The sequence below is a fragment of the Thermoplasmata archaeon genome (assembly GCA_038874435.1).
Taxonomy (GTDB): domain Archaea; phylum Thermoplasmatota; class Thermoplasmata; order Lutacidiplasmatales; family SKW197; genus SKW197.
Window position 1 is genome coordinate 1 of the sequence record JAVZCK010000029.1, and the last position, 15,619, is coordinate 15,619.

Sequence of the window (15,619 nt, forward strand, 5' to 3'; positions counted from 1 at the left end):
TTAGAAAAGAGAGGGTGTCCCATCTTGCTCCAAATGGGACACACCGCGAATGCTTCCTTTCTACCCAAGGAGGTTTTTATATGCCTCTCCCAAATAAAGATTTGTAATGGCTATTCTTTATGACCCGGGTGATGGCTCACATAAATTTGTCCAACCCAACTTTGCATTCCTTCTCCTGACCACTCGCCTCATTTATCCCTTTTCCGAAAATAGAATAAATTGCTTCATCCACAAGCTTGAAACGCTGGGAAAGATATTGATCTGTTGGGAATTTGTTCATCAATTCCTGAACGAGTTGTAGATACTTCTTCACGCTTCCTTCACTTACTGTGAAGATCAAGAGTCCATCACATTTTTCACCGTTTGTAACTTTTGTACACTTGCCTGTGAGTGTCATTCTTCTATATTTTTCGCCGCACTTTGGACACCGGAATCCCTGCGTTGTGAATTTTTTCAGATTCCCAGCAATATCTGGCATGAAATGATACTCTATCACCCTTCTCACACCATCTGGTAAATCGATGCCTGCAAGCTTCTCATAAAGCTCAATCGTGTTCATAACCTTGTCCCACATCGTCTCGAGTGTCTTGTATCTTGTTGTTCTAGGCCCTGCACTGATGTCCGTGGTATCAAACACGAAGCCAAGATTGCAGTATTCTTCTCCAGTTCCGACTCGCCTACCAACATTCTCAATCTCCAGCTTCTTCGGATGCTCGAATCGCTCTGCTGCGCGGTAGAGGGCAAGGGGTGGCACAAAGTAAGTATCCATGTTGAGCACTTCTTTGTCGATTTCGTCTGGCTTTATTCTTGTGGTAAGCACAAGCGGTGCATCCATCAAACCTCCTCTTGTAACTGGTAGGTAGGAAAATGAGAAATTGAGCAATGCGTCCATGAGCAGCATCACCGAATCCTCATCTCCATCACAATTTCTCCGCTTTGCTGCGTGGTAGTATGGATGGGCATAGCAGGCATCTACATCAGTATAACCAATTATTCTGCCTAATACACCCACAGATGTATGGGGTGCGAGCCCGACAACAAGATGCCCAATGAGGTCTTCCCTTGTTTTCACATTGTAAAACCTTGGCAGATTGTAGACCTTCTCCAGTAGGTCATCTATGAAGCCAGCGACCTTAACAAGGTAATCTCCGCACTTGGATGATGGCACTATGTCCTGTGGTAACAACTCAATAATTTGTTCTTCGTTTACAATTTCCTTACCTGTATAATCTTTTGTGTAACCAAGTTCTCTTGCTTTCTCAATTGAGAGTCCAATTTCACGGAGCTTGAAGTGTGTGAGCGGAATGTCTGTCATATCATACCTAACAGTTCCATCTCTAAATACATACACATTATGAATTGCACGGAGTAAACCTTTTTCAATAATCTCTGGTGTTTTGTTTTTTGAGACAAGGCCGATAACCCCTTTTAGTTTTATGCCTGATGGACAGCCCCCTATTTTTTTCTTTGCTGCCTCGAGAAGTTGGTGGATGTTTATCTCCAAGTGTCCATGTGTTCCCGTGGTCTTTGTTTTCCCACCACAGTTTGCACAAACGGGCAATGGCTGTTTCGTCTTACATTTTTCGCAGACCCTGATTTCAATGTCAACCACAATTCGGTCCTTCTCCACATCGTTAAACAATCGCTGGGTTCCACCTTCCGTGCCAATCGGGAACAACACCCTTACTGGTGGTGACATCTTCCGTTCAGATGCCTTCTCAGGCCTTGCCATTCTTGTCCCGATTCTCGTCGGTGATTTTGCCTTGATTTTCACACCTGCTAGCAGAGAAACATAAGAAACTGGCTCCTGAGCATCCTGCTGGAGTGCAACCCTCCGCACAATTTCTCCTTCTTTCACTTCAAGACCGAGACAACGCACAAGAGCATACCCATAGCGGTCCAGCACACAGTTTCCACCAGTCACAGTATGTAATGCCCCCAGTTTCAAAAGAATTTCCTTTATTTCTGGATTGTGTGGAAGTTTAAGCTTCCCATTCTCAAACTTCCCATTTTTCTCTACATATTCAGAAAGCGTGTTGATTTCTTTCACATTTACATCATGCCAGAAAAGATTGTAGGCAGGAGAGAGAGGTACATCGTATTTCTGGCTCAATCTGAATGCGTCCTCTGGCGTCAAATCTAGAAGTTCTTGGGGTTTGTAGTCCTGTGTTTTTTCAAGCACCTCTTGAATCCACCACTCAAATGCATAAGTGCCTGGCATCAACGGATGGTTGTTTTCAAAAAACTCACCAAATGGTACTAGAATTTCACCAAGGTCTACTATCTTCACTATTTTCTCATTCAATGCTAGATAATCCTTCAGGTCATTTAGCTGAATAAAACTCCCATCTGTGAGCAAAACCATTGGCCCTTCTGCAAGGTCGCAAGGTGTAAGGGCTGCGGCTTTGCCAGGTCTCTCAATTTTTAGTTGTGTTCCTATCGCGATAAAGTCGTTTACAATGTGCATTGAAACTGGATTCACAGCAAGGGCCGCAATGCCAGTTGTTCTTGTCCTTCCGTATCTGAGCCGAAAACCGCCTTTCCTGCTCGGGTGCGAAAAGATTGGTCTTCCACCTACAATCTCCTTGATGTATTTTTCTGACGGCTCAATTTTACCTGCATCTTTCTCCACTTTTATCAGAGTATTGAGAAACTCCCAGCCATCAATTTTCAGTTTATCAATGTGCTTCTTGAGTTTGGCAGCTTTAAGGCAGAGCCCCTCTGCAATCACTAGACATGCACCACCTCTAACATAATCAGTTTCAAATCTTTTAAGCCCTTTTTTTGAGACAGTATAATCCTTTTCAGTTGGTTCACCATCTATACAAATCGGACAATTCCTTACAATTGTTTCAATTTCCTGAGGAGTTGGCGTATACTGAAGATGCTGCGCTCGTTTGTAAAGTGGCACCTCCTCTTTGTATCTTTCAATCTCATCTTCAGTGGGGATGTATCTTCCTAACCCTAATTTTCTTCTAACCACATCTGCAATCAGCACACTCATCGCTGTGGCAGTACCGCCTGCACTTCTTATCGGGCCAGCGTAAAACACTGCAGCGTATTCTGAACCATCGTGGTTTTGCATTATCTTTACTTTTGAAATTCCTTCCAGTGGCGCTACAAGAATACCTTCAGTCAGCACAGCAATTCCCACACGGATTGCCTTCTCCATTGCTTCCTCTCGTGAACCTTTTGAACTCTCTGCAATTTCCTGGGCAATTAGTAAGGCTACACTTTCCCTGCTGTTGTCTTTGCTCAGTTGTTTGATTCTCTCAGCAACGCCTTTCACATCATAGTTTCTCAGGAGTTGCTCCACTCTCTCTGCAAGGTCAGATGCAGTGGGAATCTCAACCTCTGGCGCAGGGTCTAAACCCAGTTTTCTAGCGGAGTTCCCAATCTCATAGCACTTCTTCGCAGCATTTTCCAGGTCCTCGAAATACTTTTCCACATTCCTATAATAGTCTCTGCCCATACTTCACCTGGCATTTATCCTCAGCACTCATAGGGGTCATCATTTTTTCAGCTGACCCTCTTCTCATCACAGGACAATTTCGGAAATAAATTACTGCTTTTTAAGGGTATCGGAAAGAATGCTGGCAGTGTGTGGCTTCTCTGTCCGCATTCTCAGGGGCGGCTGTTCTACTATATTATAGTCAATTTATGATTGCACAATTTGAGCATATGGTCTGTAATTAATTGAAATTACTGGAATAATTTTTCATCAAACAATCCAGAATGTGTCAGAATTTATGATTCAAACTGTGAAAACTTGCGATATATATATGATTTGTTTTCTTATTATTGTTGAGAAAAATGGGCACAAAATGGAGAGTATTCGAAATTGGAATAGTGCTTTTCGCACCATTCTGGTGCTCTGTGTCTCAAATACCGACAGGGAATGCAGCGAATGATAGCATAAATACAAATGCATGGATGAGCTAGCAATCAAAGGAGTGAGTTCTCTATGAAACTGAAAAAAATTGTTACAATTGTTATACTTTTTATTTTAATTTTTTATGGACTTTTCTTTGTTTTTCTTGGAGCCGTTGATACAAGGTATCAGAATTTACCGTACCCTCCGTTGATTGGTTTGAAGATATATGGCGCTGCAGATTCTGCATGGGAAAAATTCCCGGGTAATGGCACGATGGATAATCCGAAAATTATTGAAAATTTCGTAATACTAGAAAAGGAACGCTATGTGGGCTTTGGTGTTTCTCCAAGTGTTTTTTACGACCCGATAGAAATAATGAATGTGGGATTCCACTTCATCATCAGGAACTGCGTGATATATGTCCATGGTTATTCATCTGCTGGTTTCTATTTAAAGAATTGTCCAAATTGCAGAATTGAGAATTGCACATTTCAAGGAGGCATGGTGCAGTTAGACCATGCTACTGTTGTGAACTGTACTTTTTATTGTCCTAGCCCATGTGTTGAGTTTGTTAACTGTCCAAAAGTTTCTGATAACACCTTTATTTTAATGGAGTTTGGTGATGGAGGACACATTTATTATGGGAGTGTGAGAGTAGGGGAAGGTAATGCGATTTATAGAAACAATTTTTACATTGGTAAGGAATGGAATAACACCGGGGGAATGATTTCCGCAATCAGCGAGGGGCCGCACTACATCAACTGTTCAGGTATTGGTAATTACTGGTCATGCTGGACACAACCAGATACGAACAAAGATGGAGTTGTAGATGTCCCATACAGCCCACCAGGTGCTTCAGAATATATCATGGACTTTTATCCTGCAGCCAAACCATTTCCACTTACCCAGAGAGAGAAAATAAATATAAATCTTGACGAAAATGGCGTCATGAGAACCACCAGAACCACAATGTTATGCGTTGGTGTTGTGTTGATCTCTATAGGTGCAATTATTGGCATTGAGATAGTATGGCGCTCAATAAGAAAAAAGGTGCACTAGTTCAGGAAACGCAGAGAGAGCTCCTTGAAATTAGCAATCGCTAAAGAACTCGTGAAATAAAATGAGAATGCGATTAGACAATTTTCCGTACACAATTTATTGCGACGCACTAATTACCTCCACAATCCTTTATTTACCCCTTTTCCTTCTGACTTTCATGCACTATGGAAACGAAGGTAACTACTATGTCCTCAAGGTTGACGATGAAGAAAACCTGTTTGAAGTCCTTGAGAAGTTTGTGAAAGCTGAGCGAATCTCATCAGCAGTGATTCTTGCAGGTATAGGAATGCTGAGGGACTTTGAGCTTGGTTATTTTGATGGCAAAGAGTACCACAAAAAGAAGTACGCAACACCACATGAACTTGTCTCAATGAAGGGCACGATTGCGGATGGGATTTTACATATCCATGCATCGCTGGCAAACGAAAAGCATGAACTGATTGGCGGGCATTTGTTCTCAGCCACAACATGCATTCTCAACGAAATTTTTATACAGAGGTTGGAGAAAGTCAAACTGGGAAGAGTTAAGAACCAAAAAACAGGGCTCATGGAGCTTGTCATTCACCAGTGAGCACATGATATAGAAACACTGCAGCAAACTCTCCGAAAGCAAGGATGGGTAGAGTAAGAAAAATCTTGCCAATGTTGCCGTACCAGAAGTCCGCAGATACCTCGAACTGATACAGGATTTGCGGGAGTGCAATTATCAGAAAGATTATGAGGTATGTGAGAAAAACTGAAATTGCTACAATTCCCAGTAAACCCTTTGCATCATAGTTTGGATTCGAGATTGCCAGTGCAAATCCACCTAGCAGAGAAGCAACAAATATTGCAAATGCTTCACCGCCGAAAATTTTTACTGGGAATGTGCACACATTTTTGAACATGTATGCATGGGAGATGAACATGGTGATTGCAACACTTGCCACGAAGAGAGCAACAAGCAACGCACTTAGGAATACCCACACTCCTTTTCTGAAATTCCTGAGATAATCAAGCATACTGGATTTCCACCCCCTCTACCTTGTTTACATAGAGCACTTTTTTAAACTCTGTGAGAACTGCAGAGACAGTCATTTTTAGCATAACAGGTGTTTCTGTTTCAATCAGCATTTTGACTGTCGCAATTTCGGTTGAGTTATTCAGTAGAAAACTCCATCTGCCAACAATCATTGTGTGTGGTGGGATTGAATAGTTGTAGCTGTGACTTCCGAGTTTCATGGAATCTCCAAGCAAAAGTTGGAGGGCCACGCTCGTGAAGAGCACAACTTCCTTTGGTGAATTTTGATTATCTATCAGGAACAGCACAGTTATTTCTGCGAGATTATCTGAATACTGGTCAAAAAGAATACCTCTGACTTTAAGGTCAAAATTCATTGAGGTCTCAACCATGTCAAGGTAATTCTGTGTGGTGCTCCCTAAATAGAAAAGCCCAATTGATGCTATGAGGAAAAGTATGATCACACTGACCGCCTGATTTGCCGTATTCTCCATGCAAAAACAGATAATGGGACAAGCTATAAAAGCGTTAGTATAGGGTTGACTCACCCTATAATGCCGTGGTTAAATTCAAATATTTTGTTGTTCTCTCTCTCCCGATGTACGAGGTCGCAGTAATTGGTGGTGGCGTTGCAGGTGCAACATTTGCAAAGCGATTTGCGAAGGAAGGCCATAAGGTAGTGGTGCTAGAAAGAAGGGCAGAGAAAAGCTACAAACCCTGTGCTGGCTACATAAACTATGCTGCAAGAGAACTGGAACCGATAGACAAAAAAGTGATTGAAAGAGTTGCAGACATAGGGAAACTATACAGTTACACGGGCACTGAACTCAAGTTGAACCTGAACAAATATCCAGGTGCTCTTGTCTATCCATCAGAATACCATCAGTATCTCAGGGACCTGGCTGCAGATGCAGGTGCAGAAGTTAGATACAATGCCGAAGTGAAGAAGGTGGAGTTCAAGGAAAAACATGTCGCTCTCCAGGTTGGTACTGAAATCATAAAGGCAAAGTACTGCGTCGGCGCGTTCGGGATGAACTCTCTGCTCATGAAATTTTTCGGTAAAACTTTACCACCGCACATTTACATGTTTCAATATGAGTTTCAATTGCCATCAAAGATAGTTGAGGAGCGATTTGGTAACGCAGTTGAATTTTATTTTGACAGTAGGTATGCGGGCTATGGCTATACCTGGGTATTCCCGAAGAAAAATGGTGTCACAATTGGTACCTATGCTCTCCAGCTGAACAAAGAAGTTATCACAAAGCTGAACAATTTCATCTCCAAGCATGAGAGAATGAAAGAAAGGATGAAAGGGGCTCAACCAAAGAAATTCGATAAGCGATACATCTTCGCGGGTATTGTGCCCACTGAGGTGCTGCCAGAACTTTATGGCAAGCGGTATGTGCTTGTCGGTGAAGCAGGAGGACTCACTGACCCGCTTTCCTATCATGGCATCTACAACTCAATCCGTTCTGCGCGGCTGGCTGCAACACTTCTAAGTGAGGCATTAACTCTAGAAAAGCCAGAAAAACTAAAGGAATATTCAGATACCGTGCTCTCTGAAATTTACCATGCAGATATTGAATTTAGCACAAAAATTGCAAAGACACTGTATGGGCATGAGCTTGCTGATAAATTGGCTGATGCAGTTATAAAGCTTGCAAAGACAGATGAAGAACTGAAAGAAGCACTCACCACCATGCTCCATCACAAGTCCGCAAGAAAAACACCACTCGGAGTGCTAAAGAAAAAGAAGTCAAAGATACTGAAGAGATTTGGAATCGTAGATTCAATGAAACTATCAAAGCATTTCCTGTAATTTAGCATTTCGCAACATTTTGGAAGTGAAACACATATGGTGGCACAGTATACAATTGGTGTGCGTTACAGTGTTGTAGTTAATATGAATTTATGTTTTCCTTATGATAAATCTGCTGCTATCAAACTGAGAAAACATATTAATTCCCCAAAAAACTGGTGCGATAATACGCCGTCTACTAAACCTGGAGGTAAGTTGTGATGTCAGATATTTTGGTGGCAATCTTCGTTAGCATTGTTTGCTGGCTTCTTGGGGGTCTAGTAATTTTTCAAGCCATTAACAGAAAAAAAGAGGGGAAAAAGATTTGGAAGATTTTCAATGAGGTGGCTACAGAGTTGGGGTTAACTACAAAGGAAGATACTATAGCAGCTTATGGTTTTCCAAATATTTTAGGAAAGATTAAAGGTCGAAGGGTCTTTATCCATATAATCGTGGGAAAAGGAATGGGTGGACTTGCGAAAACTGCATATGCAGTAGAACATAAAATTAGATTTGATAATAAAGTTCTAATCTCATCTACGAATACCCTCCCTCTGTTATCTGGAGCATTTAAATGTCCTCTGAACATCTATAATATGTCAACGCCAAACTACCTCGTGATGAGTGAATCAAAAAATAATGAAAATATCATGAACAGTCTATTTACTCCAAATGTCGTTGATTCTTTCAACAGCATTGTCGCTAGAAATTCTCAGCGTTTTCTCTCATTACTTCTAGAGTCTGGTATTGCTATTTTATACACTTTTGGTTGGGAAGAAGATAAAGGCGCACTAAAAGCTAATCTCTCATCACTATTGGAGCTGGTTGAACAAATGGAGAAAAATGCAACATTTTTGGATTCGAAAATAGACCATCCATTTTTCAGTTCTTTTACAAAAAAAAGTTATTCAAAAGCTGTGGATATCGCAATGTCTCTCTTTATAACGATTTTGGCAATAATTATCCTAGGTATTACAGTCATTACTTTTCAGGAGATCCTAGGCACAGTATTACTTCTAAATATTGGAATTTTACTTATTCTCATTGGCACAACTAGGATATATGCAGCAACGAAAATGAAAGAATAATGTTCGCAAATCAGATGCATTAAGCCATCCTCAAAGATAATTATAGCGTGATTTTCCTGCCTTCGATTGTCTAATCCTCTTCACAATGCCCTATTTCACATACCACATCCTTTCCGCAGGTCTTGCATTCAATCTGAAATGTGGTGAGGATAATTCCATGCTTTTCAAGAAGGGCATTCAGCGATTTTATTATTTTCTCTGTCTCAGAGACCTTCATGTCTCTAACCACTACATGGGCACTCAACGCCGCCACATCTGAACAAACACTCCAGAGTCGAACATCATGAACCTCAATGACTCCATCCACCTGCTTCATCTCTTCCAGCAAACTTGCGGTGTTTATGTGTTTTGGTGCCTTTTCAAGCAAAACATCCACTGCTTCCATCACAAGCTTGCCTGCACTGTAGATTATGATTATGCTTATCATTATGCTGAGCAAGGGGTCAATAATCATGATGCCAGTGAAAAACATCAGAATGCCACCACAAACCACAGCGACTGAAGAAAGAAGGTCTCCAAGTACATGCAGATAGGCACCTTTCACATTTAGGTCATGCGAATGTCCTAGAACTTTCAGCACCACTCCATTTGTGCAGAGCCCAACCAATGCAATCAGCAACATCTCGAGTGAGGCAACTGGTTCTACTGCAATTATTCTTTCGTAGCCCTCGTAGAGAATGAAAATGGCAATCACAAGCACCGCAATTCCATTTATCAGAGCTGCAAAGATTTCCACCCTGTGCAATCCATATGTTCGTCTCAAATCTGGCTTCTTCCTCGCAATTACCAGAGCAGAGAGCGCAATTACCAATGCCACTACATCTGTGAGCATGTGCACCGCATCGCTCAACAATGCCATACTGTTTGTGATAAAACTTCCAGCTAATTCTACGAGAAAAATTCCAAATGTGAGAAGAATTGCAATTTTAAGTTTATTGATTCTCTGCATTGCCAAGAAGTTCCTTCACGACCATATCTTCAATTTCCTGCATCAGATGCATTCTGTCCAGAATTGCCTGGCATTCTGCAAGTGTTTTCTGCCTGAACTCTGTATCCTTTATTTCCTTCAGGTTTGCAAGCACATTGTAGTATGCCCCACGCACGCCAGCACATGCCATTCGCGCTGCACAACCCGCATCACTGATTGCATTTTTGTTACCAATGCTGGCTATTGATTTTGCAAGCTCCATGACTTCAATTCCGAGTTTCATCGTTGTGAGAGGCACAGTTATTGCATTTTTCAATGCTTCTGCATATGCCTTCTCCTTTGCCTCCTTCTCCTCTGGTTTTTCCTCAGGCATCTTCACAGCTTTCATCACTTCATTGAAAGCATCTGTATCCTTATCCACAAGTTTAACGAACTCTGAGCGTAACGCATCTGCCTTTTTCATTATTTCCTGCACATTTGCCTTCACATCTGCATACTTTTTCTTTTTCACTGTGAGGCGTGCAACCATTGCCACAAGAGCAGCACCCATTGCACAAGAGAAAGCAGAGGCACTGCCTCCACCTGGTGCAGGGCTTTCTGAACCGAGTTCGTCGACAAAACTGCTGCATCGCATCTCCATCAATTTGTCCTCTTTCAGTCCGAAAATTCTGTTTTCCAGAATCTGGGTTCTCTTGAAATCAGTAAGGCGAAGATAATATTCTGCACAATCAACGAGTGCATCCATCGGCAAAAGTCCGATGATTTCGCTTCCTCTTATGCTGGTTCCATACCTTTCTGCCTCGCTCTTTATCGTCTCGAAAACCCTGAACATAGGAGTGCCCTTGTAATTCGTGAGGTTCATAGAAACCTGGACATACCCCTTTTCCTTTATGTCAAAACCCATCGCTTTCACATATCTGTAGCCACCATTCTTGAACCTTATTCCTTTTGCAATCTTCTTTGCAATTTCAACATCGGTAGTGTTCAAGTTCACATTGAAAGCAATCAGTGGCACTCTTGCACCAACAACGGTTGCACCTGCTGTCGGATGCAGTTCTGGTCTTCCAAAATCAGGTGCCCTTTCCGGGTTCCTCTTTATCTCCACTTTCAATCCCTCAAACTCTCCTTTCCTTATAACTGCCAAATCCTTGCGTTCTGGTTTTTTAGCTGCATCCTCGTAGAGATAAACAGGAATCTGGAGTTCCTCAGCAATTCTTTTGCCAAGTTTTTCTGCAAGAGCCACACATTCCTCCATTGTCACGCCCATGATTGGAACGAATGGAATTACATCGGTCGCTCCAATTCTGGGATGCTCACCCTTGTGCTGGTTCAGGTCAATCAGTTCTGCTGCTTTTTTAGTGAGACGAAACGCTGCCTCTGCACATGCTTCTGGCTCACCTATAAATGTAATTACAGTTCTGTTGTGGTCTTTATCTGACTCAACATCCAACAACTGGACATTCTGTGTTCTGCGAACTTCCTCAACAACTGCTTCAATCACTTCAGTTCTCTGCCCTTCACTTATGTTTGGGATGCATTCCACTATCTTCATGAAAATGGGAAATTTGAAGGAGTATTTAAAGGAAATGCTGGATATTCGGTTCTTGGTTGAAACGAAAAATAGCGAAAGAAAAATTGAAAAAAGATAGAAAATAGATTTACCTTTTTCTCTGGAGAACACCTGCAAGTCCGATGAGGACGCAGAGAACCACCGCAAGGAGGAAGTGCGCTGATAGTTCGCTCACAGGGCTTCCCAGAGGATACCAGTCACTCGCACCAGCACCGCCATCTATCGGGTAAGCACTTGCAGTGCCATTGTCTTTGCTGTCCCAATTACTCCAGTAGTTACCTAACTGTGCTGCGTTGTCATACCAGGAGTTCCCGCCCACGCTATCGTAGGCCTGGCAATTTCCGGAAACACCCTTACCCGCACCGTTGTTGCCGATGAAGTTGTTGTGATGGATTATGTTACCTGCAGAGCCATACAGAATGTAAACTGCATAATACTCATTGTTACAGAACCAGTTGTAAGTTATTTTGTTATTGCATGAATGATCATATAGATATATGCCCTCGTAGTTCTGGGAGATATTGTTACCTGTTATGTTATTGTCGTTTGAATTGTTGTAGAGAGAGAAGCCATTTGAGTTCCCGACTGCAATATTGTTTATTATAGTGTTGTTGTGTGAATTATTTAGATAAAGGCCATGCTTGTGTATTTGATTGCTAGAAACATTGTTTTCACTTATAGTGTTGTAATCTGAATCGAAGAAGCAAATACCTATGAGCGAATTGTTTGTAGCATCGTTGCTTGCGATGGTATTATTGCTTGCAGAGGAGAGATAAATTCCCGAATTGGAATTGTCGACAGCCCTATTGTAAATTACTGTATTATAAGTGGACCCAATTAGTGACACACCTACAATATTGCCTGCAGCGCTGTTTTCTCTGATTTCATTGTAATCTGAAGATTCCAAGTACATGCCGTGTGCAAAATTGTTAGAGAGTGTATTTCCTGTGACTGTGTTGTATCTAGACAAAAACATGTAGATTCCATACTGCAAGCCAGTGCAAGTGTTGTTCTCTATTATTCCGTTCTGGACGTTTTCCAACTCAATTCCAACACCATATGCCCCACCTCCACCCGTAGTTGCATTCAACAGTGTGGTGTTTCTTATGACGAAATAAGCATCTGTGTTCTCAATCCAGATGCAATATGTGCCACCTTCTGCATCTATTTCCCAGCCCTCAATGATATATGGGTCACTTTGAGTTCCTGAGCCAGCAACGACGCCATTCTGATATGTGAACTCTGCATTGTTGGTTATATGAATTGGCATGTAGAAGTTTGGTGAAGAGATCGGATACCAGTCGCTCCCACCTCCACCACCATAAATCGGATAAGCCCCAGGTGTACCCCAATCATTTCCATCCCAGTTACTCCAGTAATTGCCCTTAAATACTCCACTGTCATACCAAATATTTCCACCAACACTATCGTATGCCTGACAATTCCCTGTGTATCCTTTTACCGGGTCATTGTTGTGGACGAAATGATTGTGGTGAATCACATTACCAGTGGAACTGTATGTGATATAAACTCCATAGTTCTTGTTGTAATTGAACCAGTTATGAATTATGATGTTAGAATTTGAGGAGTAGATATACACTCCATACTTATTTGTATCCACTTTGTTGTATCTTATGATGTTATTATTACTCATTGCATCCAAAACTATGCCGTAATTATAATTATTGCTCACATAATTCCATGCCATTGTATTGCCACTTGCGGAAGAAAGATATACTCCATGGACATCGTTGCCGTACACACTATTCTCTGCTATTGTGTTACTCCCAGAGCTATCTATATCAATCCCAAACCAGATATTTTCTGATACATCGTTCTTGGTGATCTGGCAGTTCATCGTATTGCTATAAACATATATCCCGTACATAGAATTGTTGCACCTGTTGCTTTCTATCTTGCCATTCTGCACACCCCGAAGAGCAATGCCCGCGCCGAATGGTGCACTCATTAAATCAGTAGCATTCCAGAGATTGCATTCTCTTATTATGAAGTAAACATTTGTGTTTTCTATCCAAATGGAATATGTCTTTCCATGAGCATCGATCTCCCAGCCCTCTATTATGTATGGATCATCTAGAGACCCAGTCCCACCTACGACCCCATTCATTGGGGTAAACTCGCTGTTACTGGTTATGTGAATCGGCAAATGCAAGTTTGTTTTCGAAAGAGGGTACCAATCACTTGATGTCCAACCATCAATAGAATAAGCTGAACCGGTTCCCCATCCATTGCCATCCCAGTTACTCCAGTAATTGCCTTCCTGAGCTGTGTTGTCATACCAGTAATTGCCACCCACCTCGTCATATGCTTGGCAGTTACCGTAAACACCTTTGCCTGCACCTCTGTTGGCAATAAAGTTGTTATGATGAACAGTATTCCCATTGGATAAAGTCGCAATGTACACACCATAGTCCATATTATTAAGTATCCAGTTATATAGTAGATTGTTGTTTTTTGAAACAACCATAATAATCCCGTATAGTGAATTGTGCCAGACAGTATTAAGCGAGAGGTTATTGTATTGACTAGATAGCATATAGATTCCGTATTGTAAATTCTCAGAAACATTATTGCCTGCAATCGTGTTAGAGTTTGAAGACGACAAATAAATCCCATGATTAATATTGTCAGTTATATTATTATCTCTGAGTATGTTGGTGTTAGAAGAAACTAAGAATATCCCATAAAGTGAGTTTGCAAATATATTGTTATTTCTGACAGTGTTGTTACTAGCAGGCGAGAAATATATTCCTCTGTTATTTCCTGTCACAGTGTTACCAACGATTGTTCCATTTTGGACGCCCTGAAGCACAACCCCAGAACCATATGGGAAAACGCTGCTATCTGTCGCACCATGAAGAGTGCAGTTTCGTATCTCAAAATACACATTCGTATTCTCAATCCAGATGCAATATCTTCCGCCACCAGCATCTATCTCATAACCCTGAATTACATAAGGGTTAGTTGGGCTTCCATCACCAGGCCAACCCTCATTTTGTGCTTGATTTGCAAAATCCAAATCGCCAATTATGTGTATAGGGGTATGGATCTCCTTCACATCCATTTGCTCATTCTTTGTTCTCGTCTCTGTGTAGCCATTCAAATACAAGTTAAACATTGAGCTTTTGGCATTTTCGCACCGTAATGCATTCTCCAGCTTGCACTCCATGTTCTGCCAGTCAATCATGTAGAAGTAAACTGCATAATTTTCACCAACACCCAGCATACTTTTGCCAGCCATGGTCTCCACTTGCTTCCCATTTGTGGCTGCAGCCACACTCTCGCCTATTACCCATGTCCACTCCTGCTGCACCACACCTGCAAATGTAAGCACCCTGCTTGCCTCTATCTTTCCGTTCTTGCCCACAATTTCTATTGCTTTGTCCGCACCCACTGCAAAGTTTGGAGATGGCTTGAAGCCAGTTGCTGCGTTGTTGTCCGTGTCCACAAACACATAAGCCACATCTCTGCCATTTACATTTGGAATTGCAGTTTCTCGCTGATTTGCTACATACACTGGGTTATCAGATGGTGCCTCAATAATGTATCTACCATCGCCAGCAAGCAAATTGCCATACACCTTCGCATAGAACGCCACATTCTTACCAGATTCTGCAGTTGCATACTCCTCAATGTCAATGTTCTCTGGCACACCAAAATCCCTTTCCTTTGGAGTCTTTGCCACACTTTGCCAGTCCTCAAAACTGCCATCTATTTTGATGGCACCAGCATTGCTGCTCTCCCATGTGAGAACCGCAACAACGCTCAGCACTAACATTGCAAGCACAAATACTGCCAGAATTTTGCCATGGCTTCTGCTCTCTTTCAATTTTCTCCCATTCCTGTAGCCATTCCCGTTGGTGAATCCATTTGTCAGCCCATTTGTAAAACCACGGGTGTTGTCTCTGCCATTTCTAAGCCCTAAACTCTTCGTAGTTTTGCTCTCCAACTTCATTGAAACCACATCCGAATACAGGCAGAATAACATATTCTCTAATATTAATTTTTCCAACAAACGAGCCTGTCAAAAGTTAAGTGATTTGGGAAGGTGGACACTATCATATATTTGTATTTATAAATGTCTAGCTTATCAAACACATCAAAGTTGGAAACAATTTTTCACTACTTAATTTTGGGTCATAAAGAATAGCCATTACACACTAACTTCCCAAAGATTGTGTAATAGGCACAATGAGATTTTGATACCTCAGGAGTAAATCCGTCTTGCCAGTATGCAATTTTCCATGAGCGCACCGAAAGTTTTATTAATCCCTTTGATAT

The 15,619-nt window shown here is 41.7% G+C and carries 11 protein-coding genes; 5 read left to right on the forward strand and 6 right to left on the reverse strand.

Annotated features, from left to right (window positions below; genetic code table 11):
* Positions 1-136: 136 nt before the first annotated feature.
* Positions 137-3,472, reverse strand: coding sequence for a DNA polymerase II large subunit (locus tag QXD64_08240; protein ID MEM3397296.1), 3,336 nt, complete (start codon positions 3,470-3,472; stop codon positions 137-139).
* A gap of 341 nt (positions 3,473-3,813) precedes the next feature.
* Here QXD64_08240 and QXD64_08245 point away from each other — a divergent pair, with 341 nt between their 5' ends.
* From QXD64_08245 to QXD64_08255, 3 genes are all read left to right on the forward strand, one after another.
* Positions 3,814-3,942, forward strand: coding sequence for a hypothetical protein (locus tag QXD64_08245; protein MEM3397297.1), 129 nt, complete (start codon positions 3,814-3,816; stop codon positions 3,940-3,942).
* 22 nt (positions 3,943-3,964) lie between these two features.
* Positions 3,965-4,933: a hypothetical protein gene (locus tag QXD64_08250; GenBank protein MEM3397298.1), complete on the forward strand. Its 969-nt coding sequence runs from the start codon at positions 3,965-3,967 to the stop codon at positions 4,931-4,933.
* A 157-nt stretch (positions 4,934-5,090) separates the two neighbouring features.
* Positions 5,091-5,504 (forward strand): DUF296 domain-containing protein, encoded by a 414-nt coding sequence (locus tag QXD64_08255; protein ID MEM3397299.1) that lies wholly within the window; start codon positions 5,091-5,093, stop codon positions 5,502-5,504.
* Here the strand turns inward: QXD64_08255 and QXD64_08260 are convergent.
* Positions 5,491-5,934, reverse strand: coding sequence for a hypothetical protein (locus QXD64_08260; GenBank protein ID MEM3397300.1), 444 nt, complete (start codon positions 5,932-5,934; stop codon positions 5,491-5,493). The two genes, QXD64_08255 and QXD64_08260, sit on opposite strands and share 14 nt — an antisense overlap.
* Positions 5,927-6,427 (reverse strand): hypothetical protein, encoded by a 501-nt coding sequence (locus tag QXD64_08265; GenBank protein MEM3397301.1) that lies wholly within the window; start codon positions 6,425-6,427, stop codon positions 5,927-5,929. The genes QXD64_08260 and QXD64_08265 overlap by 8 nt, the downstream gene beginning before the upstream one ends.
* Positions 6,428-6,531: 104 nt before the next feature.
* On the opposite strand from QXD64_08265, the gene QXD64_08270 reads away from it, so the two are divergent.
* Together QXD64_08270 and QXD64_08275 are read left to right on the forward strand one after the other, a co-directional pair.
* A complete protein-coding gene (locus QXD64_08270; protein MEM3397302.1) occupies positions 6,532-7,752 on the forward strand; it encodes an NAD(P)/FAD-dependent oxidoreductase in 1,221 nt (406 codons plus the stop codon).
* A 200-nt stretch (positions 7,753-7,952) separates the two neighbouring features.
* Positions 7,953-8,819, forward strand: coding sequence for a hypothetical protein (locus QXD64_08275; GenBank protein ID MEM3397303.1), 867 nt, complete (start codon positions 7,953-7,955; stop codon positions 8,817-8,819).
* A gap of 70 nt (positions 8,820-8,889) precedes the next feature.
* Here the strand turns inward: QXD64_08275 and QXD64_08280 are convergent, their stop codons facing one another.
* The 3 genes from QXD64_08280 to QXD64_08290 all read right to left on the reverse strand — a co-directional run bounded on the left by QXD64_08280 (position 8,890) and on the right by QXD64_08290 (position 15,293).
* Positions 8,890-9,768, reverse strand: a complete 879-nt coding sequence (locus QXD64_08280; protein MEM3397304.1) for a cation diffusion facilitator family transporter — start codon at positions 9,766-9,768, stop codon at positions 8,890-8,892.
* Complete coding sequence (gene ftcD / locus QXD64_08285) at positions 9,752-11,299, reverse strand: glutamate formimidoyltransferase (GenBank protein MEM3397305.1); 1,548 nt, start codon at positions 11,297-11,299, stop codon at positions 9,752-9,754. Before ftcD ends, QXD64_08280 begins: the two co-directional genes overlap by 17 nt.
* 106 nt (positions 11,300-11,405) lie before the next feature.
* Positions 11,406-15,293 (reverse strand): NosD domain-containing protein, encoded by a 3,888-nt coding sequence (locus QXD64_08290; protein MEM3397306.1) that lies wholly within the window; start codon positions 15,291-15,293, stop codon positions 11,406-11,408.
* Positions 15,294-15,619 lie beyond the last annotated feature (326 nt).